Source organism: Neorhizobium sp. BETTINA12A, assembly GCF_023006485.1.
GTDB lineage: Bacteria > Pseudomonadota > Alphaproteobacteria > Rhizobiales > Rhizobiaceae > Neorhizobium.
Genome location: NZ_JALBGW010000063.1, coordinates 1 through 26,043, shown reverse-complemented (window position 1 = coordinate 26,043; position 26,043 = coordinate 1). Strand labels below are relative to the sequence as shown.

At 63.2% G+C, this 26,043-nt stretch carries 22 protein-coding genes and 1 pseudogene; 17 read left to right on the top strand and 6 right to left on the bottom strand.

The genetic code is table 11. The annotated features are described in order from the left end of the window. The 15 genes and pseudogenes from MOV61_RS16410 to MOV61_RS16340 form a co-directional block, all read left to right on the top strand. Positions 1-754 (top strand): annotated as a pseudogene (locus tag MOV61_RS16410) (hypothetical protein); the annotation flags it as partial. Between the two features lie 20 nt (positions 755-774). Then, positions 775-987: a hypothetical protein gene (locus tag MOV61_RS16405; protein ID WP_247137338.1), complete on the top strand. Its 213-nt coding sequence runs from the start codon at positions 775-777 to the stop codon at positions 985-987. A 117-nt stretch (positions 988-1,104) separates the two neighbouring features. Continuing rightward, the gene (locus MOV61_RS16400; protein WP_038541320.1) at positions 1,105-1,371 is read left to right on the top strand and encodes a hypothetical protein; all 267 of its coding nucleotides are present in this window, start codon (positions 1,105-1,107) and stop codon (positions 1,369-1,371) included. A 49-nt stretch (positions 1,372-1,420) separates the two neighbouring features. After that, on the top strand, positions 1,421-2,092 hold the full coding sequence (locus MOV61_RS16395) for a response regulator transcription factor (protein WP_038541322.1): 672 nt from the start codon (positions 1,421-1,423) through the stop codon (positions 2,090-2,092). A gap of 7 nt (positions 2,093-2,099) precedes the next feature. After that, positions 2,100-3,506, top strand: a complete 1,407-nt coding sequence (locus MOV61_RS16390; protein ID WP_157885089.1) for a HAMP domain-containing sensor histidine kinase — start codon at positions 2,100-2,102, stop codon at positions 3,504-3,506. A gap of 267 nt (positions 3,507-3,773) precedes the next feature. Beyond that, on the top strand, positions 3,774-4,208 hold the full coding sequence (locus MOV61_RS16385) for a membrane protein (protein ID WP_038548951.1): 435 nt from the start codon (positions 3,774-3,776) through the stop codon (positions 4,206-4,208). A gap of 147 nt (positions 4,209-4,355) precedes the next feature. Next, positions 4,356-5,492 carry a c-type cytochrome biogenesis protein CcmI gene (gene ccmI, locus MOV61_RS16380; RefSeq protein WP_247137337.1) on the top strand — a complete coding sequence of 379 codons (1,137 nt, stop codon included), beginning with the start codon at positions 4,356-4,358 and terminating at the stop codon, positions 5,490-5,492. Beyond that, on the top strand, positions 5,489-5,989 hold the full coding sequence (ccmE, locus tag MOV61_RS16375; protein ID WP_247137336.1) for a cytochrome c maturation protein CcmE: 501 nt from the start codon (positions 5,489-5,491) through the stop codon (positions 5,987-5,989). Before ccmI ends, ccmE begins: the two co-directional genes overlap by 4 nt. Then, complete coding sequence (locus MOV61_RS16370; protein WP_247137335.1) at positions 5,986-7,974, top strand: heme lyase CcmF/NrfE family subunit; 1,989 nt, start codon at positions 5,986-5,988, stop codon at positions 7,972-7,974. Before ccmE ends, MOV61_RS16370 begins: the two co-directional genes overlap by 4 nt. A gap of 194 nt (positions 7,975-8,168) precedes the next feature. After that, positions 8,169-8,603 carry a cytochrome c-type biogenesis protein gene (locus tag MOV61_RS16365; RefSeq protein ID WP_038541338.1) on the top strand — a complete coding sequence of 145 codons (435 nt, stop codon included), beginning with the start codon at positions 8,169-8,171 and terminating at the stop codon, positions 8,601-8,603. Positions 8,604-8,748: 145 nt separating this feature from the next. Continuing rightward, on the top strand, positions 8,749-10,338 hold the full coding sequence (locus tag MOV61_RS16360; protein WP_038541341.1) for a Do family serine endopeptidase: 1,590 nt from the start codon (positions 8,749-8,751) through the stop codon (positions 10,336-10,338). A 77-nt stretch (positions 10,339-10,415) separates the two neighbouring features. After that, positions 10,416-11,174 carry a response regulator transcription factor gene (locus MOV61_RS16355; protein ID WP_293408879.1) on the top strand — a complete coding sequence of 253 codons (759 nt, stop codon included), beginning with the start codon at positions 10,416-10,418 and terminating at the stop codon, positions 11,172-11,174. 9 nt (positions 11,175-11,183) lie between these two features. Beyond that, positions 11,184-12,593: a HAMP domain-containing sensor histidine kinase gene (locus MOV61_RS16350; RefSeq protein ID WP_157885227.1), complete on the top strand. Its 1,410-nt coding sequence runs from the start codon at positions 11,184-11,186 to the stop codon at positions 12,591-12,593. 32 nt (positions 12,594-12,625) lie between these two features. Next, positions 12,626-15,577, top strand: coding sequence for a bifunctional [glutamine synthetase] adenylyltransferase/[glutamine synthetase]-adenylyl-L-tyrosine phosphorylase (locus tag MOV61_RS16345; RefSeq protein WP_247137334.1), 2,952 nt, complete (start codon positions 12,626-12,628; stop codon positions 15,575-15,577). 80 nt (positions 15,578-15,657) lie between these two features. Next, entirely contained in the window at positions 15,658-16,434 is a 777-nt protein-coding gene (locus tag MOV61_RS16340) for an aminoglycoside adenylyltransferase family protein (protein WP_247137332.1), read from the top strand. Positions 16,435-16,466: 32 nt separating this feature from the next. On the opposite strand, the gene MOV61_RS16335 is transcribed toward MOV61_RS16340, so the two are convergent. Both MOV61_RS16335 and MOV61_RS16330 read right to left on the bottom strand, forming a co-directional pair. Then, positions 16,467-18,809: a PAS domain-containing sensor histidine kinase gene (locus MOV61_RS16335; RefSeq protein ID WP_051900058.1), complete on the bottom strand. Its 2,343-nt coding sequence runs from the start codon at positions 18,807-18,809 to the stop codon at positions 16,467-16,469. 163 nt (positions 18,810-18,972) lie between these two features. Beyond that, entirely contained in the window at positions 18,973-20,175 is a 1,203-nt protein-coding gene (locus MOV61_RS16330) for an MFS transporter (protein ID WP_247137331.1), read from the bottom strand. A gap of 120 nt (positions 20,176-20,295) precedes the next feature. Between MOV61_RS16330 and MOV61_RS16325 the strand changes: the two genes are divergently transcribed. After that, positions 20,296-20,859: a TetR/AcrR family transcriptional regulator gene (locus tag MOV61_RS16325; protein ID WP_247038210.1), complete on the top strand. Its 564-nt coding sequence runs from the start codon at positions 20,296-20,298 to the stop codon at positions 20,857-20,859. 16 nt (positions 20,860-20,875) lie between these two features. Here the strand turns inward: MOV61_RS16325 and pepN are convergent, their stop codons facing one another. Further along, positions 20,876-23,524 carry an aminopeptidase N gene (gene pepN, locus MOV61_RS16320; protein ID WP_247137330.1) on the bottom strand — a complete coding sequence of 883 codons (2,649 nt, stop codon included), beginning with the start codon at positions 23,522-23,524 and terminating at the stop codon, positions 20,876-20,878. A 340-nt stretch (positions 23,525-23,864) separates the two neighbouring features. Between pepN and MOV61_RS16315 the strand changes: the two genes are divergently transcribed. After that, a complete protein-coding gene (locus MOV61_RS16315) occupies positions 23,865-24,803 on the top strand; it encodes a DMT family transporter (RefSeq protein ID WP_247137329.1) in 939 nt (312 codons plus the stop codon). Positions 24,804-24,816: 13 nt separating this feature from the next. Here MOV61_RS16315 and MOV61_RS16310 read toward each other — a convergent pair whose 3' ends face one another. The 3 genes from MOV61_RS16310 to MOV61_RS16300 form a co-directional block, all read right to left on the bottom strand. Next, positions 24,817-24,966, bottom strand: a complete 150-nt coding sequence (locus MOV61_RS16310) for a hypothetical protein (protein ID WP_157885091.1) — start codon at positions 24,964-24,966, stop codon at positions 24,817-24,819. Between the two features lie 27 nt (positions 24,967-24,993). Continuing rightward, positions 24,994-25,185, bottom strand: coding sequence for a hypothetical protein (locus MOV61_RS16305; protein WP_038541359.1), 192 nt, complete (start codon positions 25,183-25,185; stop codon positions 24,994-24,996). 176 nt (positions 25,186-25,361) lie between these two features. Continuing rightward, positions 25,362-26,043, bottom strand: a 682-nt coding sequence (locus MOV61_RS16300; RefSeq protein WP_247137328.1) for a uracil-DNA glycosylase family protein, incomplete at its 5' end; no start/stop codon positions are given.

The following is a 26,043-nucleotide window of genomic DNA, read 5'->3' as shown; positions in this document are numbered from 1 at the left end:
TCTGGCCGCGTCGCTGACCGGCGGCATTGCCGGGCGCTTCGATCGTGGCCGGACGATCGAGATCGAACTGTTTTTCGGCGGGCTGTCGTCGGCGGACGAGCAGGCCGTACTGAACGGCGAAAACCGGATCGCGGTGAAGGCGGAGAATGGCGTCTGGGAGGTGATCGGCTTTGCCGATGCCGAAGAGATCAGCCCTAACCGCTGGCGTCTGTCGAACCTGTTGCGCGGGCTGGCGGGGACCGAGGACGCCATGCGGGCCGGCGCGGCTTCAGGGAATGCCGTCGTCGTGCTCGATGAGGCGGTGGTGCCGCTGGGGCTTGCGGCGGACGAACGCGGCCTTGCCCTGAATTGGCTGGCGGAAAGCTTAGGGCAGACGGGCGGACGGTTCGGCCCGCATGTCTTTTCGGGCGGTGTGCGTGCCGAAACGCCGTTATCGCCGGTGCATGTCCGCGCAGAACGGCAGGCGACCGGCGATGTCCGGCTGACCTGGGTGAGGCGCGGAAGGATCGAGGCGGACGGCTGGGACAGCGCGGAAATCCCGCTAGACGAGCCGGTCGAAGGTTACCGGCTGGAGCTTCTCGACGGCGCTTCCGTCAAGCGCGCGATCGAGGTCGCCGGGCCGGTTTTCATCTATCCGGCGGCCGACGAGATCGCCGATTTCGGCGGACCTCTGGCAAGTCTTTCGCTGCGGGTCCGGCAGGTGGGCCGAGCGGTTCCGCTCGGCGTTCCGTTTGAAACGGTCGTTATGTTCTAAACTGAAACAAGGAGATAAGCATGGACGGCATGAAGGCATGGTACCAGTCGAAGACTGTCTGGGGTGGATTGATCGCGGTCGCCGCCGCGCTCCTGCAGGTCATGGGAATTACGCTCGGAGCGGATATGCAGGCCGATCTCGCAGACATCGCGGTGACGCTTGCGGGTGCCGCCGGTGGACTTTTTGCGATTTATGGGCGTGTCGCGGCCCTGAGCGGAATCAGGGGAAAATAGCCTCCTGAAGGAAAGCGTTACGGACCATTCATTTGCCATTCAGCCGCCTTTAGCTACATAATCCATCACATGCTTTGGACTTGAATCCTGTTTGTCTTGTGAGTGGAAATTGTAACCATGGCGCGACTGCCAATCATCGCGATATTGACCGCCGGCCTGGCCGGTTTCTCCGGCTTCGTGCCGGAGAAGGTCTCCGCGCGTGATTATCTCGTCCTCGTCGCAGGCGATTGCGGGTCGGCTGCGTCTCGCGTGGTGCGGGAAACCGGCGGCGAGCTTCTTTCCGCTCAGCCCTCCTCCGATGGCCAGACCTGCGTCGTGACGGTGCTCGTCCAGGGCGATGGCAATCAAAGACCGCGCAAGGTGACCGTCAGGGTTCCGATGTAAGGCGGGGTCGGCGGCATCAGTCGCCGGCATATCATTCGAGGGGCGGTGCATGCGCATTCTGGTGGTCGAAGACGACGTCAATCTCAATCGGCAGCTCTCCGACGCCCTGAAGGAGTCGGGTTATGTGGTCGATCAGGCCTTCGATGGCGAGGAAGGCCATTATCTGGGCGAAACCGAGCCTTATGACGCGGTGATCCTCGATATCGGCCTGCCGGTCATGGACGGCATCACCGTCGTCGAGAAATGGCGTGCCGGAGGCAAGGGCATGCCGGTTCTGATGCTGACCGCCCGTGACCGCTGGAGCGACAAGGTGGCGGGCATCGATGCCGGGGCCGACGACTATGTCGCAAAGCCCTTTCATGTGGAGGAAGTGCTGGCCCGTGTTCGGGCGCTGATCCGCCGGGCGGCGGGGCATTCGTCCTCTGAAATCGTCTGCGGGCCCGTGCGGCTCGACACCAAGGCTTCCAAGGCGAGCGTCGAAGGCGTCGCCCTGAAGCTCACCTCGCACGAATTCAGGCTGCTGTCCTACCTGATGCATCACATGGGGCAGGTCGTTTCCCGCACCGAGCTTGTGGAGCATATGTATGATCAGGATTTCGACCGCGATTCCAATACGATCGAAGTTTTCGTGGGCCGGCTTCGCAAGAAGCTCGGAGTCGACCTCATCGAAACGGTCCGCGGACTCGGCTACAGGATGCAAGCGCCAAACGATGCGCGTTAAATTCCGAATGATCGGACCAAGATCGCTGACTGCCCGCGTGCTGCTTCTGGCCACGCTGTGGTCGGCGCTGGCTCTGGTGGTCATTTCGATCGTCATCTCGCAGCTCTACCGGCAATCGGCCGAGCGCGCCTTCACCGACCTCCTGCGCGCCCAGCTCTATAACGTCATCAACTCGATCACGATCGGCGACGACAACAAGCTCGCCGGCAGCCCGCAACTCGGCGACCTGCGCTTCTCGCAGCCCGAGACCGGCTGGTACTGGATCATCGAGCCGCTCGGCACGTTTGCGGCGACGCCGCTTTCCTCCTCCTCGCTCGGCACGTCGAACATCAGCGTGCCGTCGATCCTGGCGGTGCCCTTCAACAATCGCTACGAGCGCTTTTACCCGGCCATCGACGCCTACAAGAACCATGTTCTGGTCGCCGAGACGGAGGTGGTGCTCGATGGCGAAGGCCGCGCCGCGCGCTTCCGCGTCTCGGGCAACCTCGCGGTCGTCGAGGAGGATATCCAGGCCTTTACCCGCAGTCTCTACATTGCGCTTGCCGTTTTCGGTTTCGGCAGCCTGGTCGTCAACGGCCTGGCGATCCTTTACGGATTGCAGCCCCTCGACGGCGCGCGGCGCTCGCTCGAAAGGGTCCGGCGCGGCGAGGCGGAGCGGCTGGAAGGCGAGTTTCCACGCGAGATCATGCCGCTTGCCAGCGACATCAACGCGCTGATCGAAAGCAACCGCCGCATCGTCGAGCGGGCGCGCATGCAGGTTGGTAACCTCGCCCATTCGCTGAAGACGCCGATCGCGGTTCTGCTCAATGAATCGCGTGCCGTGGAAAAGGTGCAGTCGGACATGGTGCGATCGCAGGCGGAGGGGATGCAGGCGCAGGTGCAATCCTATCTGAACCGGGCGCGCATCGCCGCCCAGCGCGAATCCCTGCTCGCCCGGACCGAGCTCGAGCCTGTGCTGGAACGGCTGGTCAGGGTGATGCGCCGGCTCAATCCGGAAAAGGAATTCCACCTCTCGGTTTTTCCGCCGGGCGTAGCGCTTGCCATGGAACAGCAGGACGTCGAGGAGACTATCGGCAACCTGCTCGAAAACGCCGCGCGCTTCTGCGAGACCGGGGTGTGGATCACCGCCACGCCGACATCCGGCCCTCAATCCGGCGAGGGCGAAACTGCGCGGCGCTCCTGGGTCGAGGTCTCTGTCGAGGACGACGGCCCGGGACTGGAGCCGGATCAGATCCGCGAGGCGATGAAACGCGGCAGGCGGCTCGACGAGAGCAAGCCGGGCGCCGGGCTCGGACTTTCGATCGTGCGCGAGATCACCGGCGAGTATCAGGGTTCGGTCGAGCTGACGCGCGGGACGCGCGGTGGCCTCAGAGCGCAACTTCTGCTTCCGGGTGTCGCCAAGGAAGCTCCCTGATTGTCGCAGGTCTCGTACTCAGCCCTTCGGGACTGTTGCCGATCGGCAACGCTGGCCTATTCCCTGCCTTTGGTTATGGACGGATGGATCGCCTGCTATATCTTTGCCCGAACGGACCTTCCTATGATCGTCTGCTAATGTGCGGGAGACTGAACGATCGCCGGATTTGTATGTTTTCCCAGTGACGCCATAATGATGCCATGCCGGGACCGGACCAGTCTCGGCACGATTTCCGAAGAAAGCGAGCCGCGACCGGTTTCCGACACGATGCGATTATTGAACCTCCGAAATACCGTTTCATCGCTTATGGTTGCTGGCCTGCTGGCCGGCTGCGGCACGACTTCGGCAACCGGCCCCGGAGGTGCACGCGGCCTGCTTTCGCCGCGGCCTTCGCCTTCGACCTCCTATATTTCCGCTCTTCAGGGGGGCATCGTCGGACGGAGCGGCGCGACGCTTTCGGCAAGCGACCGGTCACGCGCCCTCGAGGCGGAATATCGCGCCCTGGAAGGGGCAACCGGCGGCGAAGCGGTCACCTGGAAGGGTGACGACGCGAACGGCCAGGTGGTCGCCAACGCTCCCTATCAGGTCGGCACCCAGAACTGCCGCCAGTATCGCCATACGGTGACCATGAATGGCCGCGACATGACGGCGCGGGGTGCTGCCTGCCGCAATTCAAACGGCACGTGGACGCCGCTCACCTGATTTCCTCTGCTGCTGTTTGACATGGGTCATGGCCGCCGGATCGGATTGAGCCCATATGAGGCTTGAACTTGCGGCCAAACGCCTCAAATTCGCGTCAACTCCGGCTGCGCTGTTGGAAAGCACGAGCCGTTGCAGTAATGGGCCACTATGGTTTTATGGATCATCCTCGCAGCTCTGACGGCGGCCGTTGCGGCAATCCTCATCCTGCCCTTCGCCCGAGCCACCAAAACAGCGTCCGCTGACCGTGCCGGAGAGGTCGCCGTCTATCGTGACCAGCTGGCCGAACTGGACCGGGACCGAGCCCAGGGCCTGATCGAGCCGCAAGAGGCCGAATACGCCCGTGCGGAGATCGGCCGCCGGCTGCTGGCTGCGGCCGGTGCCGGGCAAGCCGAAGGGATTACCGCTCCGAAGACGCGCAAACATCGGCTCGCCACCGCCGTCGTAACGCTGGTTCCGCCCGTCGTCGGGCTCTGCCTTTACCTGGCGCTCGGCAATCCAGGGCTGCCGGACCAGCCGCTGGAAGCGCGGCTTGCCAATCCCGGCAACAATGTCGCGCTGTTGGTCGCCAAGGCCGAGCGGCATCTCGCCGAAAACCCCAATGACGGTGCCGGCTGGGACCTGCTCGCGCCGATCTATTTGCGCTCCATGCGGCTCGGCGATGCTGAAATGGCCTATCGCAACGCGATCCGTATTCTTGGGGCCAGCCCGGTCAGGCTCGCGGGGCTTGGCGAAACGCTTGTCGCGTCGAATGACGGGATCGTCACGGAGGACGCGCGTTCCGCCTTCGAGCAGGCGGTGAAGCTCGATCCGGACAATCCACGTTCCCGCTTTTATGTCGGCCTCGGCTTGGAGCAGGCGGGCAGGGCGGCGGAAGCAAGGGCGCAGTTCGAGACGATCGCAAAAGCCTCGCCGGCCGACGCGCCGTGGATGCAGCTCGTCAACCAGCATATCGCCAAGAACGGCGGCACCATCGTGCCTGGGCGCGACACGGCGCAGGCGCCGGGAAATCCGAACCAGGCGGATGTGGCGGCAGCCGAAACCATGTCGCAGGGCGATCGTCAGGCGATGATCCGCGGCATGGTCGACAGCCTTGCGGAACGGCTGAAGCAGGATCCGAACAATCTCGAGGGCTGGGTGAGGCTGGTGCGCTCCTATTCCGTGCTCGGAGACAAACCCAAGGCAGAAGCGGCGTTGAAGAGCGGCCTCAAGCAGTTCCCGTCATCGGGAGAATTGGTGGCGCTGGCCAACGAGATGGGGCTTGCCGTCGAAGGAGTGGCCCAATGACGCGCAAACAGAAACGGCTGGCGGTGATCGCGGGCGGCATGAGCTTCATCCTTGTCGCGGTGCTGCTCGTCATGTTCGCTTTCAGCCAGTCGGTCGCCTATTTCTTCATGCCGGCCGACCTTGCCAAGGCGGACGTCAAGCCCGGTACGCGCATCAGGCTTGGCGGGCTGGTGGCCGAAGGCTCGGTGAAGCGCGGCCAGGGCTCGACCGTGAGCTTTACTGTGACGGACGGCACCGGCAATGTGCCGGTCACCTATACGGGCATTCTGCCGGACCTGTTTCGCGAAGGCCAGGGCGTGGTGACCGAAGGCGCGTTCGATGCGGCATCCCATGGTTTCGTGGCCGACAGCGTGCTCGCCAAGCATGACGAAAACTACATGCCGAAGGAAGTCGCCGACCGGCTGAAGGCGCAGGGCGTCTGGAACGAAGGCCAGGGGAAGCAGGGTCAGGCCAATCAGGGAAAACCCGGCGGTGCCAAGGGAGCGGTTACGCAATGATCATCGAGATCGGCCATTACGCGCTTGTGCTGGCACTTGCGACTTCCCTTCTCGTCTCCGTCCTGCCGGTGATCGGTGCAAGGCGCGGCGACGTGGCGATGATGGCGCTGGCGCCGACCGGAGCGCTGGTGCTGTTCGCCCTCGTCGCCTTTTCTTTCGGCGTGCTGACCTGGGCCTATGTGGTCTCTGACTTCTCGGTGATGAACGTCTGGGAGAATTCCCATTCGCTGATGCCGCTGATCTATAAATTCTCGGGCGTCTGGGGCAATCACGAAGGTTCGATGTTGCTCTGGCTGCTGATCCTGGTGTTCTTCAGCGCGCTCGTCGCTGTCTTCGGCCGCAATCTGCCCGATACGCTGCGGGCCAATGTTCTCGCCGTTCAGGCCTGGATCTCGACGGCATTCCTGTTCTTCATCCTCCTGACCTCAAATCCGTTCCTTCGCCTCAACCCGGCGCCGGCCGAAGGGCAGGACCTTAACCCGGTGCTGCAGGATTTCGGCCTGGCGGTTCATCCGCCGCTTCTTTACCTCGGTTATGTTGGTTTCTCGGTGTGCTTCTCGTTCGCCGTTGCGGCGCTGATGGAAGGCCGCATCGATGCCGCCTGGGCCCGCTGGGTGCGGCCGTGGACGCTGGCGGCCTGGACCTTCCTCACCGCCGGCATCGCCATGGGCTCCTACTGGGCCTATTACGAACTCGGCTGGGGTGGCTGGTGGTTCTGGGATCCGGTTGAGAACGCCTCCTTCATGCCGTGGCTCGCGGGCACGGCGCTCCTTCATTCTGCGCTGGTCATGGAAAAGCGCGAGGCGCTGAAGATCTGGACCGTGCTGCTGGCGATCATGACCTTTTCGCTGTCGCTGCTCGGCACCTTCCTGGTGCGGTCGGGTGTGCTGACCTCGGTGCATTCGTTTGCGACCGATCCGACCCGTGGCATCTTCATCCTCTGCATTCTCGGCATCTTCATCGGCGGCGCCTTCGCGCTGTTTGCCTGGCGGGCGCCGATGCTGAAGGCGGGCGGCATTTTCGCGCCGATCTCGCGCGAGGGCGCGCTGGTGCTCAACAACCTGATCCTGACGGTGGCGACGGCGACGGTGCTGACCGGCACGCTCTATCCGCTGATCCTCGAAACGCTGACCGGCGAAAAGATCTCGGTCGGGGCACCGTTCTTCAACATGACCTTCGGCCTGCTGATGCTGCCGCTGCTGGTCGCCGTGCCGTTCGGGCCGGTGCTCGCCTGGAAGCGCGGCGATCTCCTGGGCGCCCTGCAGCGGCTCTATGCCTTCGCCGGCCTGGCGCTGGCTGCAGGCCTTGCCTTCTTCTATATCCAGAATGGCGGGCCGGTTCTGGCGATCTTCGGCCTGGTGCTCGGTTTCTGGGGTATGATCGGTGCGTTCGCCGATCTCTGGTATCGCGGCAATTTTGCTAAGGTCGGGCTGTCGGTCGGGCTGAAGCGGCTGGCGGGCCTGCCGCGTTCGGTGTTCGGCACGGCGATCGCCCATTTCGGGCTCGGCGTCACGGTGCTCGGTATCTTTGCTGCGACGACTTTCGGCACCGAGACGGTGGTCGAGATGAAGCAGGGCGCTACCGTCGATATCGGCGGTTATTCGCTGACCTATGACGGGCTGCGCGATGCGGTCGGGCCGAACTATACAGAACAGCGCGGCCATTTCGCCGTCAGCCGCGGCGGCGCCCAGGTGGCGGATGTCTGGTCGTCGAAGCGGCTCTATACGGCGCGGCGCATGCCGACGACGGAGGCCGGCATCCTCACCTTCGGGCTCAGCCAGCTCTATGTCTCGCTCGGCGACGCGATGGACAGCGGCGGCATTGTGGTGCGCATCTGGTGGAAGCCGTTCATCCTCTGCATCTGGGGCGGCGCGCTGGTGATGATGTTCGGCGGGTTTGTTTCGCTGACTGATCGGAGACTGCGTGTGGGCGCGCCGAGCCGCAAGGCGAAACCGGTCAAGGCGACGCTGGAGGCTGCGGAGTGATGGCGAACTCACGCACATCACCCCCCTCTGCCCTGCCGGGCATCTCCCCCTCAAGGGGGGAGATCGACTCGTTGCAACGTCTTGCCCATAGCGAACGTAGAGATCGGAGCGATGCCGACGCGTCTTGCCAATCTCCCCCCTTGAGGGGGAGATGCCCGGCAGGGCAGAGGGGGGTATTCTGGGTCGCTCTTGCAATGATTTTGGCTCTCCTAGCCCCCCTCCCGGCCTTCGCCGTCAACCCCGACGAAGTGCTCTCCAACCCGGTGCTCGAACAGCGCGCCCGAAATCTTTCGGCCCAATTGCGCTGCATGGTGTGCCAGAACCAGTCGATCGACGACTCCAATGCGGAGCTTGCCCGCGACCTGCGCGTGCTGGTGCGGGAGCGATTGACGAACGGCGACACGGACGATCAGGTGATCGACTACGTCGTGTCTCGCTACGGCGAATTCGTGCTCCTGAAACCGCGCCTCGGTGCCAAGACGATCATTCTCTGGGCAACACCCATCCTGCTACTGCTGGTCGGTGCAATCGCGATACTGGTTTTCGTCCGCACCCGTCCAAGCCAACGCGCAGTTGCGGTGCTTTCGGCCGAGGAGCAGGCGCGTATTGAAGAGCTTCTGAAAAAGTAGCTGCCTGAAACAGGCACGCTCGAACATTACGAATATTTCATTCGTCCGCCACCTGCAGTTAACCTCAGAGCGCCTATATCTTTGTCATCCACCGCTTGGCCAACCTCCGGCCATCATGACTGAAGAGAAGAAGGTAGCTTAAAACATGCGCAATATCGGACGTCCCTCTCTGAAGACCGTCTTGAAGACCACCACGGTTGCTGGTCTTGCCGCGGTCATGCTCTCGAGCGGCATCCCGGCCCAGATCACGCAGTCCTTTGCTGCTCCGGTCAGCGTCACCGCACCGCAGGCCCCGAGCTTTGCCGATGTCGTTTCGGCTGTTTCTCCCGCCGTCGTTTCCGTCCGTGTCCAGTCCGATGCCCAAGCCGTTTCCGATGACAGCAGTTCGTTCAGTTTCGGCGGACGCGGCTTCGATCAGCTTCCCGACGACCATCCGCTGAAGCGGTTCTTCCGTGAATTCGGCGGCCAGATGCCGGGCGCTCCGGGCGCTCCGGGCGACCGCAACAACCGCAACCAGGATCGCGCCGATCGCAACGGTCCGCGGGGCCAGGACAGCAATCGTCCGCACCGCCTGCGCCCGACCGCCCAGGGCTCCGGGTTCTTCATCTCCGAAGACGGCTACGTCGTCACCAACAACCACGTCGTTTCCGACGGCTCGGCCTACACGGTCGTTTTGAACGACGGCACGGAACTCGAAGCCAAGCTGGTCGGCAAGGACAGCCGCACCGATCTCGCCGTGCTCAAGGTCGACGCCACCAGCCGCAAGTTCACCTATGTCAATTTCGCAGACGATTCGAAGGTCCGGGTCGGCGACTGGGTGGTTGCCGTCGGCAATCCGTTCGGCCTCGGCGGCACGGTCACCGCAGGCATCGTTTCGGCCCGCGGCCGCGACATCGGCTCCGGCCCCTATGACGACTACATCCAGGTGGATGCGGCCGTGAACCGCGGCAATTCCGGCGGCCCGACCTTCAACCTCTCGGGCGAAGTGGTCGGTATCAACACCGCGATCTTCTCGCCATCGGGCGGCAACGTCGGCATCGCCTTCGCAATTCCGTCTTCGACCGCCAAGGATGTCGTTGCCAACCTGATGAAGGACGGCAAGGTCGATCGCGGCTGGCTCGGCGTGCAGATCCAGCCGGTCAACCAGGATATCGCCGACTCGCTCGGCCTGAAGGAAGCGTCGGGCGCTCTCGTCGTCGCTCCGCAGGAAGGCTCTCCGGGCCAGAAGGCCGGCATCAAGGAAGGCGACGTGATCACTGCCGTCAATGGCCAGCCGATCAAGGATGCCCGTGATCTCGCCAAGCGCGTTGCCGCGTTCGGCCCGAATACCAAGGTCGAGGTCGATCTGTGGCGTGACGGCAAGGCGCAGAAGATCCCGGTCACGCTCGGCAACCTCCAGAGCGACGAAGCCGCCAAGGCCGAGCCGAAGCAACCCGATGCTCCGGCACCCTCCAGCGACAAGGCGCTTGCCAGCCTCGGCATCACCGTCGCTCCGGCCGAGGACGGTTCCGGTCTCTCGGTCACCGATGTCGATCCGGACAGTGAAGCCGCTGCCCGCGGCCTGAAGACCGGGGAAAAGATCGTCTCGGTCAACAACCGCAAGGTCACCAGTGCCGCCGACGTCGGCAAGGTTCTCGACCAGGCCCGCAAGGACGGCCGCACCCGCGCGCTGTTCCAGGTAGCCGGCGAAGGCAATAGCAGCCGTTTCGTTGCCCTGCCGATCAATGAAGGCTGATTTCTAAAAAGTAGGTCGCAAGATCGAGGGCGCCGCCGGCAACGGTCGGCGCCCTTTTTCCTTCCATGGAGCGTGTGATGGAAACGGATACCCGATATTCCGCCGGTGCCGCAGATTCCCGTAGTGCAAAGGCGGGCGCGGACGCTATTGTTCCGCACATGAAGATTCTGGTGATCGAAGACGACCTGGAGGCCGCGGCCTATATGACCAAGGCCTTTCGCGAGGCCGGGATCGTGGTCGACCATGCGAGTGACGGCGAGAGCGGCCTGTTCATGGGGACCGAAAATTCCTACGACGTGATGGTCATCGACCGCATGCTGCCGCGCCGAGACGGGCTGTCCGTCATCAGCGAATTGCGCAAGCGCAGCATCAATACCCCGGTGCTGATCCTCTCGGCGCTTGGCCAGGTGGACGACCGCGTAACCGGCCTGCGCGCCGGTGGCGACGACTACCTGCCGAAACCCTATGCCTTTTCCGAGCTGCTCGCCCGCGTCGAAGTGCTCGGCCGCCGCAAGGGCACCCCTGAACAGGACATGGTCTACCGGGTCGGCGATCTGGAACTCGACCGGCTGTCGCACGAGGTGAAGCGCGCCGGCAAGGAAGTGCTTCTGCAGCCGCGCGAATTCCGCCTGCTCGAATATCTGATGAAGAACGCCGGCCAGGTGGTCACCCGCACCATGCTGCTCGAAAACGTCTGGGATTATCATTTCGATCCCCAGACCAATGTCATCGACGTGCATGTCTCCCGGCTGAGATCGAAGATCGAGAAGGACTTCGAAAAGCCGCTTCTGAAGACTATTCGCGGCGCCGGCTACATGATCAAGGACGAGGGGTAAGCCGAGTTGCTGGCACGTGCCCGCCTGATGTTCCGCTCGACGGCCGTGCGGCTGTCGGCGCTCTATATCCTGCTCTTCGCCTTGTGTGCGGCATTCCTGGTCATTTACGTGACGGCGATGTCCGAACGGTTGTTGGCGCAGCAGACGCGCCAGTCGCTGCAAGAGGAAGTGCAGGAGATACAGCGCGCCTATGAACGAGGCGGCGTCAGCCTTCTCCTGCGGATGATGGAGCGGCGAGCCCGCCAGCCGGGCGCCAACCTCTATGTGATCGCGGGGCCAAACGGCGAAATGCTCGCCGGAAACGTCGCCGCGGTGCAGCCCGGCGTGCTCGACGAGCAGGGCTGGACGGAAATTCCCTTCACCTACGAACCCTATACCGAATCGGATCGACCTGGCCGGCATCTCGCCACGGCGAACGTGCTCCGCCTCGACAACGGCCTGCGGCTGCTGGTCGGTCGCGATCTCGGCGACCCGAGCCGCTTCCGCGGTATCGTACGCCGGGCGCTGATGGTGGCGCTGGCCATCATGGGCGTCGGCGCGCTGGTGATCTGGTTCGGCATTGGCCGCAATGCGCTGAAACGCATCGACCGGATGTCGGCGGCGAGCCAGAAGATCATGGCGGGCGACCTTTCGCAGCGCCTGCCGGTCGGCAAGTCCGGCGACGAATTCGATCGGCTGTCGGATTCGCTGAACGCCATGCTCGGACGCATCGAGAAGCTGAACGAGGGGCTGCGCCAGGTTTCCGACAACATCGCCCACGACCTCAAGACGCCGCTGACGAGGCTGCGCAACAAGGCGGCCGATGCGCTGGGCGAGGATCGCGCAGATGTGCGCCGGACAGCCCTCGAAGGCATCATTGCCGAGTCCGACCAGCTCATCCGCACCTTCAACGCGCTTCTGATGATCTCCCGTGTCGAGGCGGGATCGATCGCGGCGGAAATGTCGGATGTCGATCTGTCGGCGATCTCCGCCGACAGCGCCGAGCTTTATGAACCCGCGGCTGAGGAAGCGGGCCTGTCGCTGACGACCGAGCTCGAACCGGGGCTCGTGGTCCACGGCAACCGCGAACTCATCGGCCAGGCGATCTTCAACCTCCTCGACAACGCCATCAAATACGCCTCCGAGGCAAAGGACGCGGCGCATATCCGCGTTCGCCTCGCGCGAAGCGATGGCACGCTCAGGCTCTCCGTCTGCGACAACGGCCCCGGCATTCCGGCCGACAAGCGCGGTGAGGTGACCAAGCGGTTCTTCCGCCTGGACGAAAGCCGCTCCAAGCCCGGCACCGGCCTTGGCCTCTCGCTGGTCGAGGCGGTGATGGAACTGCATGGCGGCTCGCTGGAACTCTCCGCCACCGACGAGGCGAATACCGCAGCGCCCGGCCTGACGGTCACCATGGTCTTTCCTGCGCCGAAGCCCTAAGTTTCGCCAGGGAAGAATCACGGGAGGTGCCAGTGTCGGAGACCGGAAACCGGCTCGATGCGGTCAAGGCGGAGGTGATCCGCCCGCTGAACCAGACGGAAACCAAGGCGGCCTTGGCGGCCTTGAAGGATATCGGCAAGTCCGAACCTTCCGTCGCGGGACTGCTTGGCAAGGATAGCCCGCTCAAGGATTTCATCACCGCTGCCTTCACCCTCTCACCTTACCTGCGCGACATGGCTGTCATCACGCCAAGGCTTTTGACGATCGCGGTTACCGAGCCGCTGGAGTCGACGCTGGAGCGATTGGTGGATACGGCCCGCCGGGCCTGGCAGAAGACGGACGGCAAGGCACCCTCCGAAAACGAGGTGATGACTGCGTTGCGCGCCGGCAAGCGGGCCTTGAGCTTCCTCGTCGCGCTTGCTGATCTCGCCCGCATCTTTTCCGCCAGGGACACGACGCGCTGGCTGAGCCTCTTTGCCGAAGCCTCCGTCGCGGCCGCGATCGACCACCTTCTGGTCGCCGGTCACGATAGCGGTAAGCTTAAGCTTGCCGACCTCGAAGAACCGAGCAAGGGCTCGGGCCTGATCGTGCTCGGCATGGGCAAGCTCGGCGGCCGCGAGCTCAACTATTCCTCCGACATCGATATCGTCGTCTTCTTCGACCCCGAAACGGGCATCCTTGCCGACCCGCTCGACGGGTCGGAAGTCTATGGCCGGATGATGCGCCGCCTGATCCGCATCCTGCAGGAACGCACGGCCGACGGCTATGTGTTCCGCACCGACCTGCGCCTGCGCCCGGATCCCGGTTCGACGCCGCTCGCCGTCTCGCTCGATGCGGCGCTGATCTACTACGAGGGCCGCGGCCAGAACTGGGAGCGGGCGGCCTTCATCAAGGCGCGGCCGATCGCCGGCGACATTGCCGCTGGTGAAAATTTCATGCGGCTGCTCACCCCCTTCGTGTTCCGCAAATATCTCGACTATGCGGCGATCGCCGACATCCATTCGATCAAGCGGCAGATCCATGTGCACAAGGGCCATGGCGCAATCGCCGTGAAGGGCCATGACGTCAAGCTCGGTCGCGGCGGCATCCGCGAGATCGAGTTCTTCGCCCAGACCCAGCAGCTGATCGCCGGCGGCCGCATGCCGCCCTTGCGGGCGCGCGAAACGGAGGTGGCGCTGAAGGCGCTCGCCGAGGCCCGGTGGATCGCGCCTGACATCGCCGCCGAATTGACCGAGGCCTACTGGTTCCTGCGCGATGTCGAACACCGCATCCAGATGGTCCGCGACGAGCAGACCCATAATTTGCCGGAAACCGAGCCCGAACTGAAGCGCATCGCCTTGATGCTTGGTTTCGCCGATACAGCCGGTTTTTCCGCAAGGCTCGAATATGTGCTGAAGACCGTCGAGAAACGTTATTCGCGGCTGTTCGAGCAGGAGGCAAAGCTGTCCGGTGGCGACGGCAATCTCGTCTTTACCGGGCAGCAGGACGATCCGGGCACGCTGAAGACGCTTGCCTCTCTCGGCTTCGAACGGCCGGCCGACATTTCCCGCGTTATCCGCACCTGGCATTACGGCCGCTATCGCGCCACCCAATCCGCCGAGGCACGCGAGCGGCTGACCGAGCTGATGCCGGCACTGCTGATGGCGTTCGGCGAGAGCAAACGTGCCGACGAGGCGCTGCTGCGGTTCGACAGCTTCCTGAAGGGCTTGCCTGCCGGCATCCAGCTCTTCTCGCTGATCGGCAACAATCCGCCGCTGCTTGCGCTGATCGTCACGATCATGTCCTCGGCGCCGCGGCTTGCCGATATCATCGCATCCAAGCCGCATGTGTTCGACGGCATGCTGGACCCCGGCCTGATGTCCGAACTGCCGACCCGAGATTATCTCTCCTATCGCCTGACCGCATTCCTCACCGCCGGCCGGCATTACGAGGAAAAGCTCGACCGGCTGCGCATCTTTGCGGCCGAGCAGCGGTTCCTGATCGGCATCCGGCTGCTGACAGGGGCAATCTCGGGTGCCCAGGCGGCGCGCGCCTTTACCCATCTCGCCGACCTCCTGATCGACGCCGCCCTGAAGGCGGTGACCGCAGAAATTCGCAGTGCCCACGGCCTCTATCCGGGCGGCCGCGTCGCCGTCATGGGCATGGGCAAGCTCGGAAGTTTCGAGCTGACCGCCGGCTCCGACGTCGATCTCATCCTGCTCTACGACTATGACAATGAAGCCACGGAAAGCGAAGGCGACAAGCCGCTCGATTCCAGCCGTTATTTTACCCGCCTGACCCAACGGCTGATCGCGGCACTTTCAGCGCCAATGGCCGAGGGCGTGATCTTCGAGGTCGATCTTCGCCTGAGACCCTCCGGAAACAAGGGGCCGGTCGCCACCCGCATCAACGCCTTCGGCAAATACCAGCGCGAAGAGGCCTGGACCTGGGAACACATGGCGCTCACCCGCGCCCGGCTGATCTGCGGCGAAGAAAGCCTCGCCGACGAAGCGAAGGGCATGATCGGCGAAGTGCTGTCGACCAAGCCCGATATCGCCAGGATCGCCAAGGACGTGGCCGAGATGCGCGTGCTGATCGACAAGGAAAAGCCGCCGCGTGACATCTGGGATTTCAAGCTCATTCCAGGCGGCCTGATCGATATCGAGTTCATCGCCCAGTATCTGCGCCTGATTGCGCCAGCCAAAGGCGTAGCGCCCGATACCTACGGGTTCAGCACCGAGGAAGCCCTGAAGGCGCTCGGCGAAAAACTGATGAAGCCCGGCGATCTCGATACCTGCATCGAGGCGCTACGGCTATTTACCGAACTGTCGCAGATCGTCCGGCTCTGCGTCGACGGACCTTTTGATCCAGGTGATGCACCCGCCGGGCTTGTCGAGCGCGTCTGCCGGGCAGGGGATTGCCCGGATATCAGGACGCTGGAGGGCGAGGTGAAGCGGCTGTCGAAGGCGGTGCGGGCGGTGTTCGGGGCGGTCGTCCGGAAATGACGGTTTGTGCGATTCCGCACCGACCGCTACGCTATTGTCACCCCCAATGATCGACGCGCGAGACGCGGAAGCAAGTGGTTATGGATGACGATGCGGTGATAATCCCCATCGAAGCTCAGCAAGCGCTCCGTATTGCCCGGGAATGTTTCGGAGGCGCGCTCGTTGCCGCCTATCTGCACGGCTCGGCGGTCGCCGGCGGATTGCGACCGGATAGCGACGTGGACATCATGGTGATTGTCGATCGACCGACGACGCATATCGAGCGCGAACGTCTGATGACCTCGCTCATGAAGATTTCAGGGCATCCGGCGGATGGTAGCGGTCGGCGCCCCATCGAGCTGATCGTTTTCCATCGGGACGATCTTGCCGTGTCCGACTATCCGCCGCGGAGCGAATTCGTCTATGGCGAATGGCTGCGCGAGGCGTTCGAGGCGGGCCACGTCCCCCAACCGGTCAGGGATCCGGAACTGACCGTACTGCTGGCCCAGGCGAGGCTGAAGGCAAAGACATTGGCCGGTCCGGCCGCTCCTGAACTACTGCGGGTCATCCCGGAGGCCGACCTGCGGCGGGCGATCGGAGATGCGCTTCCTGCCTTGCTCGGGTCGCTCCATGGCGACGAGCGCAACGTCCTGCTGGCACTCGTACGCATGTGGCGTACGCTCACAACGGGAGAGATCGTTCCAAAGGATGCCGCAGCCGATTGGGCGATATCTCGGTTGCCGAGAGAGGCTGCGGCACTGGTCATCTGCGCGCGCGATGGCTATCTGGGGACGGAGAAGGACGATTGGTCTCACCGTCGACAACAAGTCCATCGGGTAGCCGAGGACCTGAGCGGACGCATCGTGGCACTGCTGTAGTCATATGGTTGCGTAGCTGTCGGGGAATTGACCTACGCTACCCGCTTGCGACTAACCAGCATGGGCTGGTCAGGAATAAGCAGCGAGACGACAGTGCCTTCGCCGACCCGTGAGCGGATCCGCATCTTGCCGCCGTGCAGGCCGATCAGCGAGCGGGAAATGGCAAGTCCCAATCCCGAACCGCCCTTGCTCTTGGCATATTGGCTCTGCACCTGCTCGAACGGCTGGCCGATCTTGTTGAGCGCGTCCATCGGAATGCCGATGCCGGTATCGGCGATCGTCAGCAGCACCCCTTTTTCCAGTTTGCGGGCTCGCAACTCGATCCTGCCGCCGTGGTTGGTGAATTTCACTGCGTTGGAGAGAATGTTGAGCATCACCTGCTTCAGCGCGCGGCGATCGGCCACCATGTGGAGGCTGTCGCACAGGCGCTGATGGATGGCGATCTCCTTGTCCTGGGCGGAAATCGTGGTCAGCCGTAGGCTTTCCTCGATCAGCGGCTTCAGGTCGACCGCCTCGCACTGGATGCGCATATGGCCGGCCTCGATCTTCGACATGTCGAGGATGTCGTTGATGACGTTGAGGAGATGTTTGCCGCTGTCGTGAATGTCCTTGGAATATTCCGAATATTTCGGCGAGCCGAGCGGCCCGAACATGCCGTTGGCAAGGATTTCCGAGAAGCCGAGGATCGCATTGAGCGGCGTTCTAAGCTCGTGCGACATGTTGGCGAGGAATTCCGACTTGGCCTTGTTGGCGGCCTCGGCGCGTTCCTTCTCCGCCTGATAGTTGGCGTTGGCGACCGAGAGCTCAGATTTCTGGCGCTCCAGCTTCTTCTGCGAGGAGGAAAGGTCGCCGATCGTCGCCATCAGCCGGCGCTCGCTGTCGCGCAACCGCTCCTGGTGGCGTTTCAGCAGCGTGATGTCGGTGCCGACCGAGACCAGGCCACCGTCGCGGGTGCGGCGCTCGTTGATCTGCAGCCAGCGCTCGTCGGCGAGCTGCACTTCGGTGGTGCGCGAAAGGCCGCTACCATCCGGGTCGGCGACGCGGCGTTCGATCACCGGGCGGGCGGCAGCCGAATTGACCGCGTGCCGTTCGGTTCCGGGCACCAGCACGCTGTCAGGCAGGCCGTAAGCCTGCTGGAAATGAGTATTGCACATCACCAGCCGGTCGTTCTTGTCCCAGAGCACGAAGGCTTCCGACGTGCATTCGATCGCATCCGCAAGGCGCTGGTCGGCTTCGGCGTAACGCTGGGCGAGGCGATGCTGTTCGGTCACGTCCATGGCGATGCCGATGACATGGGTGCGGCCCTGGCTGGTCTTCACCAGCTGGGCGCGGGCGCGCATCCACACGTAATGGCCGGCCGCATGGCGCATGCGAAAAACCTGGTCGACCTGCTTGGCATTGCCGCGGCTGATGGCGCGGGCGAGCGCATAGATGTTGCCGTCGGTCGGGTGCATCATCCGCGCCGCGTCGGTAAACGAGATCACGTTGCCGGCAGGCGGCAGGCCGAGCATCTCGTACATCGATCCCGACCAGAACAGGCGCCGGTTGCTGACGTCGAAATCCCAAAGCCCGCAACGGCCGCGCGACAATGCGGTCTCGATACGCAGATTGGATTCGACGAAGGTCTCGTCGGCCTCGCGGGCGCGTTTCACCTGCATGTAATAGGCGTAGAGGATGATCAGCAGGATCGCCGAGATGCCGGTGAAAAGCGTGACGTTGAGCGAGACGTCGTGCCGCCATGCAAGATTGATGCTCTCCAGCGAATAGGCCGCCACGATCAGCACACCTTCGGTGCCGACCGCCTCGATGGCCGCGTAATGCGGAATTTCGCCGAAATAGGTCTCGATCACGCCGCTCTCGTCGCCGAACCGCCTGAGCGCGGCGGTCTCCGGCAGGACGGAGGTCAGGCGCCTGCCGATATAGCTGGTCGCCTGCTTGGTGCCGCCGAAGATACGGCCGGTTTCGTCGACGAAAAGAAAGAACGCGTCCGCCCCCAGCCGCTCCTGCGGCAGGAAGGCGGCGAGGCGTTTTTCCGCTGCAGCGCGGTCGCGGCCGATGAGCGCCGTCGCATCACCGGCAAAGGCAGCACTTGCGGTGGCTGCCATCAGAGCGGTCGATTGCCGAGCGGCGTTTTCCATCCGCGTGTATTCGGAGACGATGCCGAGGACGCGGGAGGCAGCGACAACGGTGAGGAATGCGATGATGAGAAGAGGGATCGAACGCTTGAGAACCAGCTCCACCCGCGGCAGCTGCCGTGCGATGGGTTTGACGGAAAGCCGCGCCTCGTCAGGAATGACCCGCCGCAAATTTCCAAGGCTCGGAAATTTAAGACGCAGCCGCCCCTCGGCCGCGGTTGCCCGCTGCACGTCCGACATGGTTTTCATGGTGTCCCTCATGGTGATTCGGCGCGCCGCTCGCCCGAATCTGCCTTAATGAATCATTAGTGATTCTTCGTGTCCAGAGGCTTGCTAAGATTTTTTTAACGTTTTGATTCAATTGCGAATCGGAAGAGTCCCGCAGGGCGGCAAACCGGCCGTCTCAGGAGACGGCCGGGCTTTCGGAAAGGCTGGTGCGGGTGGCCGCGATCGAAATCACCGCCAGCGTGATGATTGCACTGCCATAGACATACGCGGTATTGGAGAGGCCGAGCGTAGGCGCGATCAGCCCCGCAGCGATCGCGGGGATCGAGAATGCGAGGTAGCTCTCGACCAGGAAAGCCGCGAACAGGCCGGCCCGTTCGTGGCTTTCGGCAAGCGGCAGGACGATCTTCAGAATGTTCGAGAAGATCGATCCGAAGCCGAGGCCGGCGGCCGCGGTGCCGAGGAAGAGGAGCCCGACGGCCTCAAGGTATACCCCGGAGAGCGTGATCAGGACGCCGATGATCAGCGTGGTCGCGCCGGTGAAGAGAACCCGCTGGGGCGCCCATGTGCGGAAGATGAAGACCGAGGCGGTGGCGCTGAGCATCAGTGCGGCGACGACCGTGCCGCCGACGAACGGTGAGGTAATGCCGGTCACAACGGCGACCAGCGTCGGCATCAGCGACAGATAGAAGCCCCCGAGCGCCCAGCCGGCGATATTGACCGGCGTGACCTTCAGAAGCGTCGCGCGGGCCCGTTGCGGTACGCTGATATGCGGGCGCATGGCAGCGAGCGCTCCTGGCCGTCCGGTGATCGTCTCCGGCATGAAGGCAAGCGCGATGATGCCGGCGACCGTCACGATGAAAAGAAGCGCGTAGATGAGATGCGTCGGCGCGGGCGCGAAAGCGACGAGCGTGCCGGCGGCAAGCGTACCGACCATCAGGCCGAGAAAGGCGGTGATGCTGTTGAGCGTCGAGCCTCTGCGCTTGTCGGTATCGAGGATCGTCGCCCCGAAGGTCGGAAAGGCGATGCCGGTCGCGAAACCCTGGACGATACGGCCGACAAGCAGCGTCGTGCCCGACTCAGCCAGCATGAAGACGATCAGCGCCGCGGCATTGAAGATCAGCGCCAGCAGGATCAGCGGCCGGCGGCCGAGATAGTCCGAAAGCCCGCCGACCGTTAGAAGCGCCGCGAGCAGCGCGAAAGAATAGGAACCGAAGATCAGGGTGATCATCGCTGGGGAGAGATGAAAGAGCTGCTGGTAGAGATGGTAAAGCGGCGTCGGTGCGCTGCTGGTCGCGGAGATCAGCACCGCGAAGATGAAACTGTAGACCGTCATCCGGAAAGCGGATGGGGAATTGGGCGAGGGGAGGATACTGCTCATGGCGGTTCACCTTAACGCAATTTTTTAGCGTTAGCCGGATATAGTTGCATTGCCGGATTAATGCAATATCTTTGCATTAAGGAATTTCATATTCCGGCATGTGCCGGCAAGGAGAACAAAATGGCCAGGGAAATGGTGCGCCAGGGTGGGCGCAGTGCGCGCATCCAGTCGGAGGTGCATCGCACGGTACGGGATATGCTGAAGACCATGGATCGCGGCGCGATCACTGTGCCGATGATCGCCGAAAAATCCGGTGTGACGCCGTCGACCATCTATCGCCGCTGGGGGGATCTGTCCGAACTGTTGGCGGATGTCGCGGTCGCGCGCATGCGGCCGGTTGCCGACCCGGAAGACACCGGCGCGATGGGATCCGACCTCGAAACCTTCATTCTCCAATATGCCGAGGAGATGTCATCCAAGGTTGGCCGCTCGATGCTGGCGGACGTGCTGGGCAGCATGGAAGGCGCCGCGGCGGGCCGTTGCTGCCAGTTCACCTATGATCACCTGGAGACCTTGCGCGAGCGCGCCCTGACGCGCGGCGAGAAAGCCTTCGACGTGAGCGAAGCGATCGACGCCGTCATCGCGCCGATCATCTACCACATCCTGTTCCGCGACCGCGAACTGACGATCGACTATTGCCGCTCGCTGGTCTCCCGCTTCCTGGAAAAATGCGCCGGCGCTTGAAGCCGGCGCTTCAGGCTCAACCTTTCAGCATCCGCTCGACGATGTCGCGCACGTCGGTCGAAAGCGTTGCTGCCTGTTCGATCGTGGTCAGCGCTGCGCGCGCATGATCGGCGCGCTGCGGTTCCAGCGACCGCCAGGAGCGCATCGAGGTCAGGATGCGGGCGGCGAGCTGGGGATTGCGCGGATCGATCGAAAGGATCTGCTCGGCCAAGAACCGGTAACCTTCGCCGTCGGCCCGGTTGAAGCCGGTCGGGTTGCCGAAGGCGAACGTGCCGATCAGCGAGCGCACCCGGTTCGGATTGCTGGCGATGAAGCGCGGGTTTTCCATCAGCGCCCTGACGCGGGCAAGCGCACCTGCACCGGGAATGGTCGCCTGGGTCGAGAACCACTTGTCGACGACAAGAGCGTTGCCGTCGAAGCGTGCGAGGAACGTGGCGAGCGCGTTTGTCGTTTCCGGCGCGTCCGGGAAACGATGGGCAAGCACCGCCAGCGCCTGGGCGAGATCGGTCATGTTGTCGGCGGATGTGAAGGCTGCGGCCGCGCGGGCCGGCGTTCCTTCCGCATAGGTGAGGTAGGACAGCGCGGTGTTGCGCAGCGAGCGCTTGCCGGCACTTGCCGCATCCGGCTTGAAGGCGCCATCGACCTTCATGTCCTCGAACAGGCGCAGGAAGGTCTTGGTTCCCGCCTTGGCGATCTCCGAAAGAATGGCGTTGCGGCCGGCATGGATCGCATCGGGGTCGTTGTTGCCGCCGAGTTCTCGGGCAATGTCGGCCTCGCTCGGCAGCGCCAGCGCCTGGGCGCGGAAGGCGGGTTCGAGCGTCTCATCGCCGGCGGCTTCCAGAAGGGCCGCGACGAAAGACGGATCGCAGGCGATTTCCTTGCCGTCACGCGCGTTGCGCGCCGCCTGCATCAGATTGGGCAGGGCAAGGTCGGTCAGCGCCTGCCAGCGGGCGAAGAGATCGGTGTCGTGGCGGGCGATATGGGCAAGATCGGCCGGCGTCTGGTCGAGATGCAGGTTGATCGGCGCCGAGAACGAACGGTTGAGCGACAGGACCGGACGGGAGGAGACGCCCGAGAAGGTAAAGCTCTGCCGGCGCTCGGTCAGGTGCAGCACGTCGCCGGTGACTTCGCCACCCGCGACCTTGGTCGGCACTGCCGCCGAGCCGTTGTCGAGGATGAGCGCGAAGGAGAGCGGGATGTGCATCGGTTCCTTGGCCGTCTGGCCAGGGGTTGCCGGGATCATCTGCTCGAGCGATAGCTTGAAGGTGCCGCTTGCCTGGTCATAGTCGCTCGACACGGTGACAAGAGGCGTGCCGGCCTGGTGATACCAGAGCGAGAACTGCGTAAGGTCGCGGCCGCTCGCATCCTCGAACGACTTGACGAAATCCTCGACCGTCACGGCCTGGCCGTCATGGCGTTCGAAATAGAGGTCCATGCCAGCCTTGAAATCGTCGCGGCCAAGCAGCGTGGCGATCATGCGGGTAACTTCCGAGCCCTTTTCGTAGACGGTGGTCGTGTAGAAATTGTTGATTTCGCGGTATTTGGTCGGGCGGACCGGATGCGCGAGCGGGCCTGCGTCTTCCGGGAACTGTTCCGACTTCAGGTGCCGCACCTCGGCAATGCGCTTGACCGCACGCGAGCGCTGGTCGGCGGAAAACTCGTGGTCGCGATAGACCGTCAGGCCTTCCTTGAGGCAGAGCTGGAACCAGTCGCGGCAGGTGATGCGGTTGCCGGTCCAGTTGTGGAAATATTCGTGGGCGATGATCGCCTCAATATTCGCGTAATCCTGGTCGGTTGCGATTTCCGGGTCGGCGAGCACGTATTTGTCGTTGAAGACGTTGAGACCCTTGTTCTCCATGGCCCCCATGTTGAAGTCGGACACGGCGACGATCATGAAGATGTCGAGGTCGTATTCGCGGCCGAACCGCTCCTCGTCCCATTTCATCGAGCGCTTCAGCGCGTCCATGGCGTAGGCCGCACGGGCTTCCTTGCCGTGCTCCACATAGATCTTCAGCGTCACTTCACGCTCGGACATGGTGACGAACGTGTCCTCGACCACGCCGAGATCACCGGCGACCAGCGCGAAGAGGTAGGACGGCTTCGGATGCGGGTCGAACCAGGCGGCGAATGCGCGGCCTTCGTCGTAACCGGCACCGCCTAAGAAATTGCCGTTCGACAGCATGACAGGATTGGCGGCCTTGTCGCCGATAATGGTGATCGTATAGGGCGCCAGCACGTCCGGCCGGTCCGGGAAATAGCTGATGCGGCGGAAACCTTCCGCCTCGCACTGGGTGCAGTAGATCCCGTTGGTGCGGTAGAGGCCCATCAGCTGGCTGTTGGCTTCCGGATTGATATAGGTGGTGACGGTGATTTCGAACGGAGATTCGGCCGGCAGGTCGCGGATCGTCAGGCTTTCCGGCGTCACATCGTATTGCGCCGCGGGCACTTCGTTCTGGTCGAGCAGCAGTCCAGACAGCGTCAGTTCGTCGCCGTCCAGCACCAGCGGCGCTGAGAGGTCGACACCTTCGCGCCGGTGGAAGATCAGCCGCGCATCAACCTTGGTGTTGGTGGGGTCGAGCTCGAAGGTCAGATCGACGCGTTCCAGGACGAAGTCGGTGGGGCGGTAATCTGCCAGATGAACGATCTGGCCCGTATCTGTTCGCATGTTGCTTCCTGAACCGGCTCTTCAAATTGGTGTCGGGAGCTTCGCAGCACTCCCGTCGAACTGGCACACACCCGTCGCCGCGCGGATAATTGCACGCAATGCTAAACGATTGTTGAAACTTTGGCTAAAATAAAGCGTCATTTCGATCCAGTATATGTCGCGCAACCTTTCACAAGGTCACGGATATTGATCGACCTATCATCAGATTTGATCCCCCTCACGGCACTTTTCCGTTACTTTGCCGCCAAACTGAATCTCCCCGGATTGCCTCTCCACCACGTCCTGTCAGCGCGGATCGGATTTCCGCCAAAATTCCCCCAGAAATCTCCATGAGTTGTTGATGTCCGCCGATGCCCTGAATCCCCTGCGCGGGATCATGTTCAAAGTCACCTCCGTGGTGATCTTCGTGATGATGCAGACCTGTATCAAATCGGCGGGTCCCGATATTCCGGCCGGGCAGATCACCTTCTACCGCTCCGCCTTCGCGCTCGTGCCGATCATGGTCTATCTCGCCTTCCAGGGCGAGTTGCGCGGCGCCTTCCACACGAACAGCCTGACCGGCCATGTGAAGCGCGGCTTTCTCGGCATCCTGTCGATGGTTTTCGGATTCTACGGCCTGGTCCACCTGCCTATGCCGGATGCGATCGCGATCGGTTATTCCTCGCCGCTCCTGGCCGTGGTCTTCGCGGCGATCTTCCTGAAGGAGACGGTGCGCATCTACCGCTGGAGCGCGGTCATGGTCGGCATGGTCGGGGTGGTGATCATCTCCTGGCCGAAGCTCACCATGTTCGAGCAGGGCGGCATGGGATCGGAGCAGGCGGTCGGCGCCGCTTCCGTCATCCTCTCGGCAGTGCTGGCCGGCTTTGCGATGATCCAGACCCGCCAGCTCGTGCGCACCGAAAAGACGGCGACGATCGTGCTCTATTTCTCGCTGTCGGGGGCGCTGTTTTCTCTTGCGAGCCTGCCTTTCGGCTGGGCGGCGCTGACGATGCCGGAAAAGCTTTTTCTGATCGGCGCCGGCTTTTGCGGCGGCGTCGGACAAATCCTGCTGACCGAAAGTTATCGCAACGCGGATGTCTCGACGGTGGCGCCGTTCGAATACACCTCGATCCTGCTCGGGATCGGCATCGCCTATGTTCTGTTCGGGGACGTGCCGACGGCGGCCATGCTGGTCGGGACGGCGATCACTGTGTCGGCGGGGATTTTCATTATCTACCGCGAGCACCAGTTGGGGCTCGAGCGGAAGGCGGCGCGCAAGGCATCGCCGCCCGGGGCTTGATCAAGCCGGAGGTTTAGAGCGGAATGGCCGCGGTAACCGGATTGGTCTCGGCGCAGGCGCGGGCAGCACCCGCGCGGCTATATTCGCGCGAGGCGTTCACGGCAGCGCCGATGTGAGAAAAGTTCTCACGCAGGGTGCGGATCGGGTGGAAAATGGCCGTCATGGCTGATGCTTCCTTGAGGCCGCGCGATCAACGTTCGCGGAAATCGGCGAAGATCGAAGCGGGACGCGTGATGCCGACCGGACGCGCCATGGCGCAGGAGGTCAGCTGTTCGTTCGTCGCAGAGCCGAAATGGTGATAACCCTTCGTCGAGCGCGGCGACAGGCCGGCGATGCGGAGAGTTTCGAAACCCGAATGGATCGGGCGGAAGCGGGTCGTCATTGGCCTTGGTTCCTTAAACCTAGAATTCCTCCCAAGACACACCGCTTATATTGCAGCGCAGCATCGATTCTGCAATGCAGCGAAACGCCGCACTGCCATGCGTGGGTTGCATGGCATTCTTCATATTTCCGTAACTTTGCATCAATTGCCGGGAAATCTGCCTGAAATGCGGGCAGTCAGTGCCCGTGAGAACGCATTTTGAACATCAAAAGGTCCTGCCAGGCGAGGGCCTTGTTGGCGGGGGCTGCCAACAGTTCCTGCGGATGCAGGGTCGCGATCGCCGAGCAACTGATTCCACCGAAAGCAATCTCCCGGAATTCGCCGCGCATCGAGTGGATCGTGCCATTGCCGCCGAAGAAGAAGCGGGCGGGAAAATTGCCGAGCAGCAGCAGCAGCTTCGGTTCGGCGAGCGCCACCTGGCGCTCCAGGAACGGCCGGCAGATATCCATCTCGGCCTGCGAGGGCATGCGGTTGCCCGGCGGCCGCCAGGGGATGACATTGGTGAGCAGAACGCCGTCGCGGGAAAGCCCGATCGCGCCGAGCATGCGGTCCAGCAACTGCCCTTGCCGCCCGGAGAAGGGAATGCCGTCCCGGTCGTCGTCCGCATTCGGCATCGGGCCGATGACCATAATGCCGGATGCGGGATTGCCGCTCGCGAATACTGTATTGCGCGCGCCGTTCTTCAGGTTGCAGCCGTTGAAGGCCTCGAGCGCGGTTCTGAGCTCGTCGAGCGAGCGAGCACTTTCGGCCGCAAACCGTGCCGAGGCAACCGCCTGTTCGTCCGGTACCGATACGGGCGCGGAGGCGGGTGGAGGTGCTGCGGCGCGCGCCGCTGGAGCTATGCGTTTCGGCGTTGCC

What these genes read in the sequence shown, in the direction of transcription:
- MOV61_RS16315 (WP_247137329.1), top strand. Translation starts at nt 23,865, where the DNA reads ATGTCCGCCGATGCCCTGAATCCCCTGCGCGGGATCATGTTCAAAGTC.
- MOV61_RS16310 (WP_157885091.1), bottom strand. Translation starts at nt 24,966, where the DNA reads ATGACGGCCATTTTCCACCCGATCCGCACCCTGCGTGAGAACTTTTCT.
- ccmE (WP_247137336.1), top strand. Translation starts at nt 5,489, where the DNA reads ATGACGCGCAAACAGAAACGGCTGGCGGTGATCGCGGGCGGCATGAGC.
- MOV61_RS16405 (WP_247137338.1), top strand. Translation starts at nt 775, where the DNA reads ATGGACGGCATGAAGGCATGGTACCAGTCGAAGACTGTCTGGGGTGGA.
- MOV61_RS16370 (WP_247137335.1), top strand. Translation starts at nt 5,986, where the DNA reads ATGATCATCGAGATCGGCCATTACGCGCTTGTGCTGGCACTTGCGACT.
- MOV61_RS16325 (WP_247038210.1), top strand. Translation starts at nt 20,296, where the DNA reads ATGGCCAGGGAAATGGTGCGCCAGGGTGGGCGCAGTGCGCGCATCCAG.
- MOV61_RS16395 (WP_038541322.1), top strand. Translation starts at nt 1,421, where the DNA reads ATGCGCATTCTGGTGGTCGAAGACGACGTCAATCTCAATCGGCAGCTC.
- MOV61_RS16355 (WP_293408879.1), top strand. Translation starts at nt 10,416, where the DNA reads ATGGAAACGGATACCCGATATTCCGCCGGTGCCGCAGATTCCCGTAGT.
- MOV61_RS16335 (WP_051900058.1), bottom strand. Translation starts at nt 18,809, where the DNA reads ATGTCGGACGTGCAGCGGGCAACCGCGGCCGAGGGGCGGCTGCGTCTT.
- pepN (WP_247137330.1), bottom strand. Translation starts at nt 23,524, where the DNA reads ATGCGAACAGATACGGGCCAGATCGTTCATCTGGCAGATTACCGCCCC.
- MOV61_RS16385 (WP_038548951.1), top strand. Translation starts at nt 3,774, where the DNA reads ATGCGATTATTGAACCTCCGAAATACCGTTTCATCGCTTATGGTTGCT.
- MOV61_RS16305 (WP_038541359.1), bottom strand. Translation starts at nt 25,185, where the DNA reads ATGACGACCCGCTTCCGCCCGATCCATTCGGGTTTCGAAACTCTCCGC.
- MOV61_RS16390 (WP_157885089.1), top strand. Translation starts at nt 2,100, where the DNA reads ATGATCGGACCAAGATCGCTGACTGCCCGCGTGCTGCTTCTGGCCACG.
- MOV61_RS16330 (WP_247137331.1), bottom strand. Translation starts at nt 20,175, where the DNA reads ATGAGCAGTATCCTCCCCTCGCCCAATTCCCCATCCGCTTTCCGGATG.
- MOV61_RS16360 (WP_038541341.1), top strand. Translation starts at nt 8,749, where the DNA reads ATGCGCAATATCGGACGTCCCTCTCTGAAGACCGTCTTGAAGACCACC.
- MOV61_RS16400 (WP_038541320.1), top strand. Translation starts at nt 1,105, where the DNA reads ATGGCGCGACTGCCAATCATCGCGATATTGACCGCCGGCCTGGCCGGT.
- MOV61_RS16340 (WP_247137332.1), top strand. Translation starts at nt 15,658, where the DNA reads ATGGATGACGATGCGGTGATAATCCCCATCGAAGCTCAGCAAGCGCTC.
- ccmI (WP_247137337.1), top strand. Translation starts at nt 4,356, where the DNA reads ATGGTTTTATGGATCATCCTCGCAGCTCTGACGGCGGCCGTTGCGGCA.
- MOV61_RS16365 (WP_038541338.1), top strand. Translation starts at nt 8,169, where the DNA reads ATGATTTTGGCTCTCCTAGCCCCCCTCCCGGCCTTCGCCGTCAACCCC.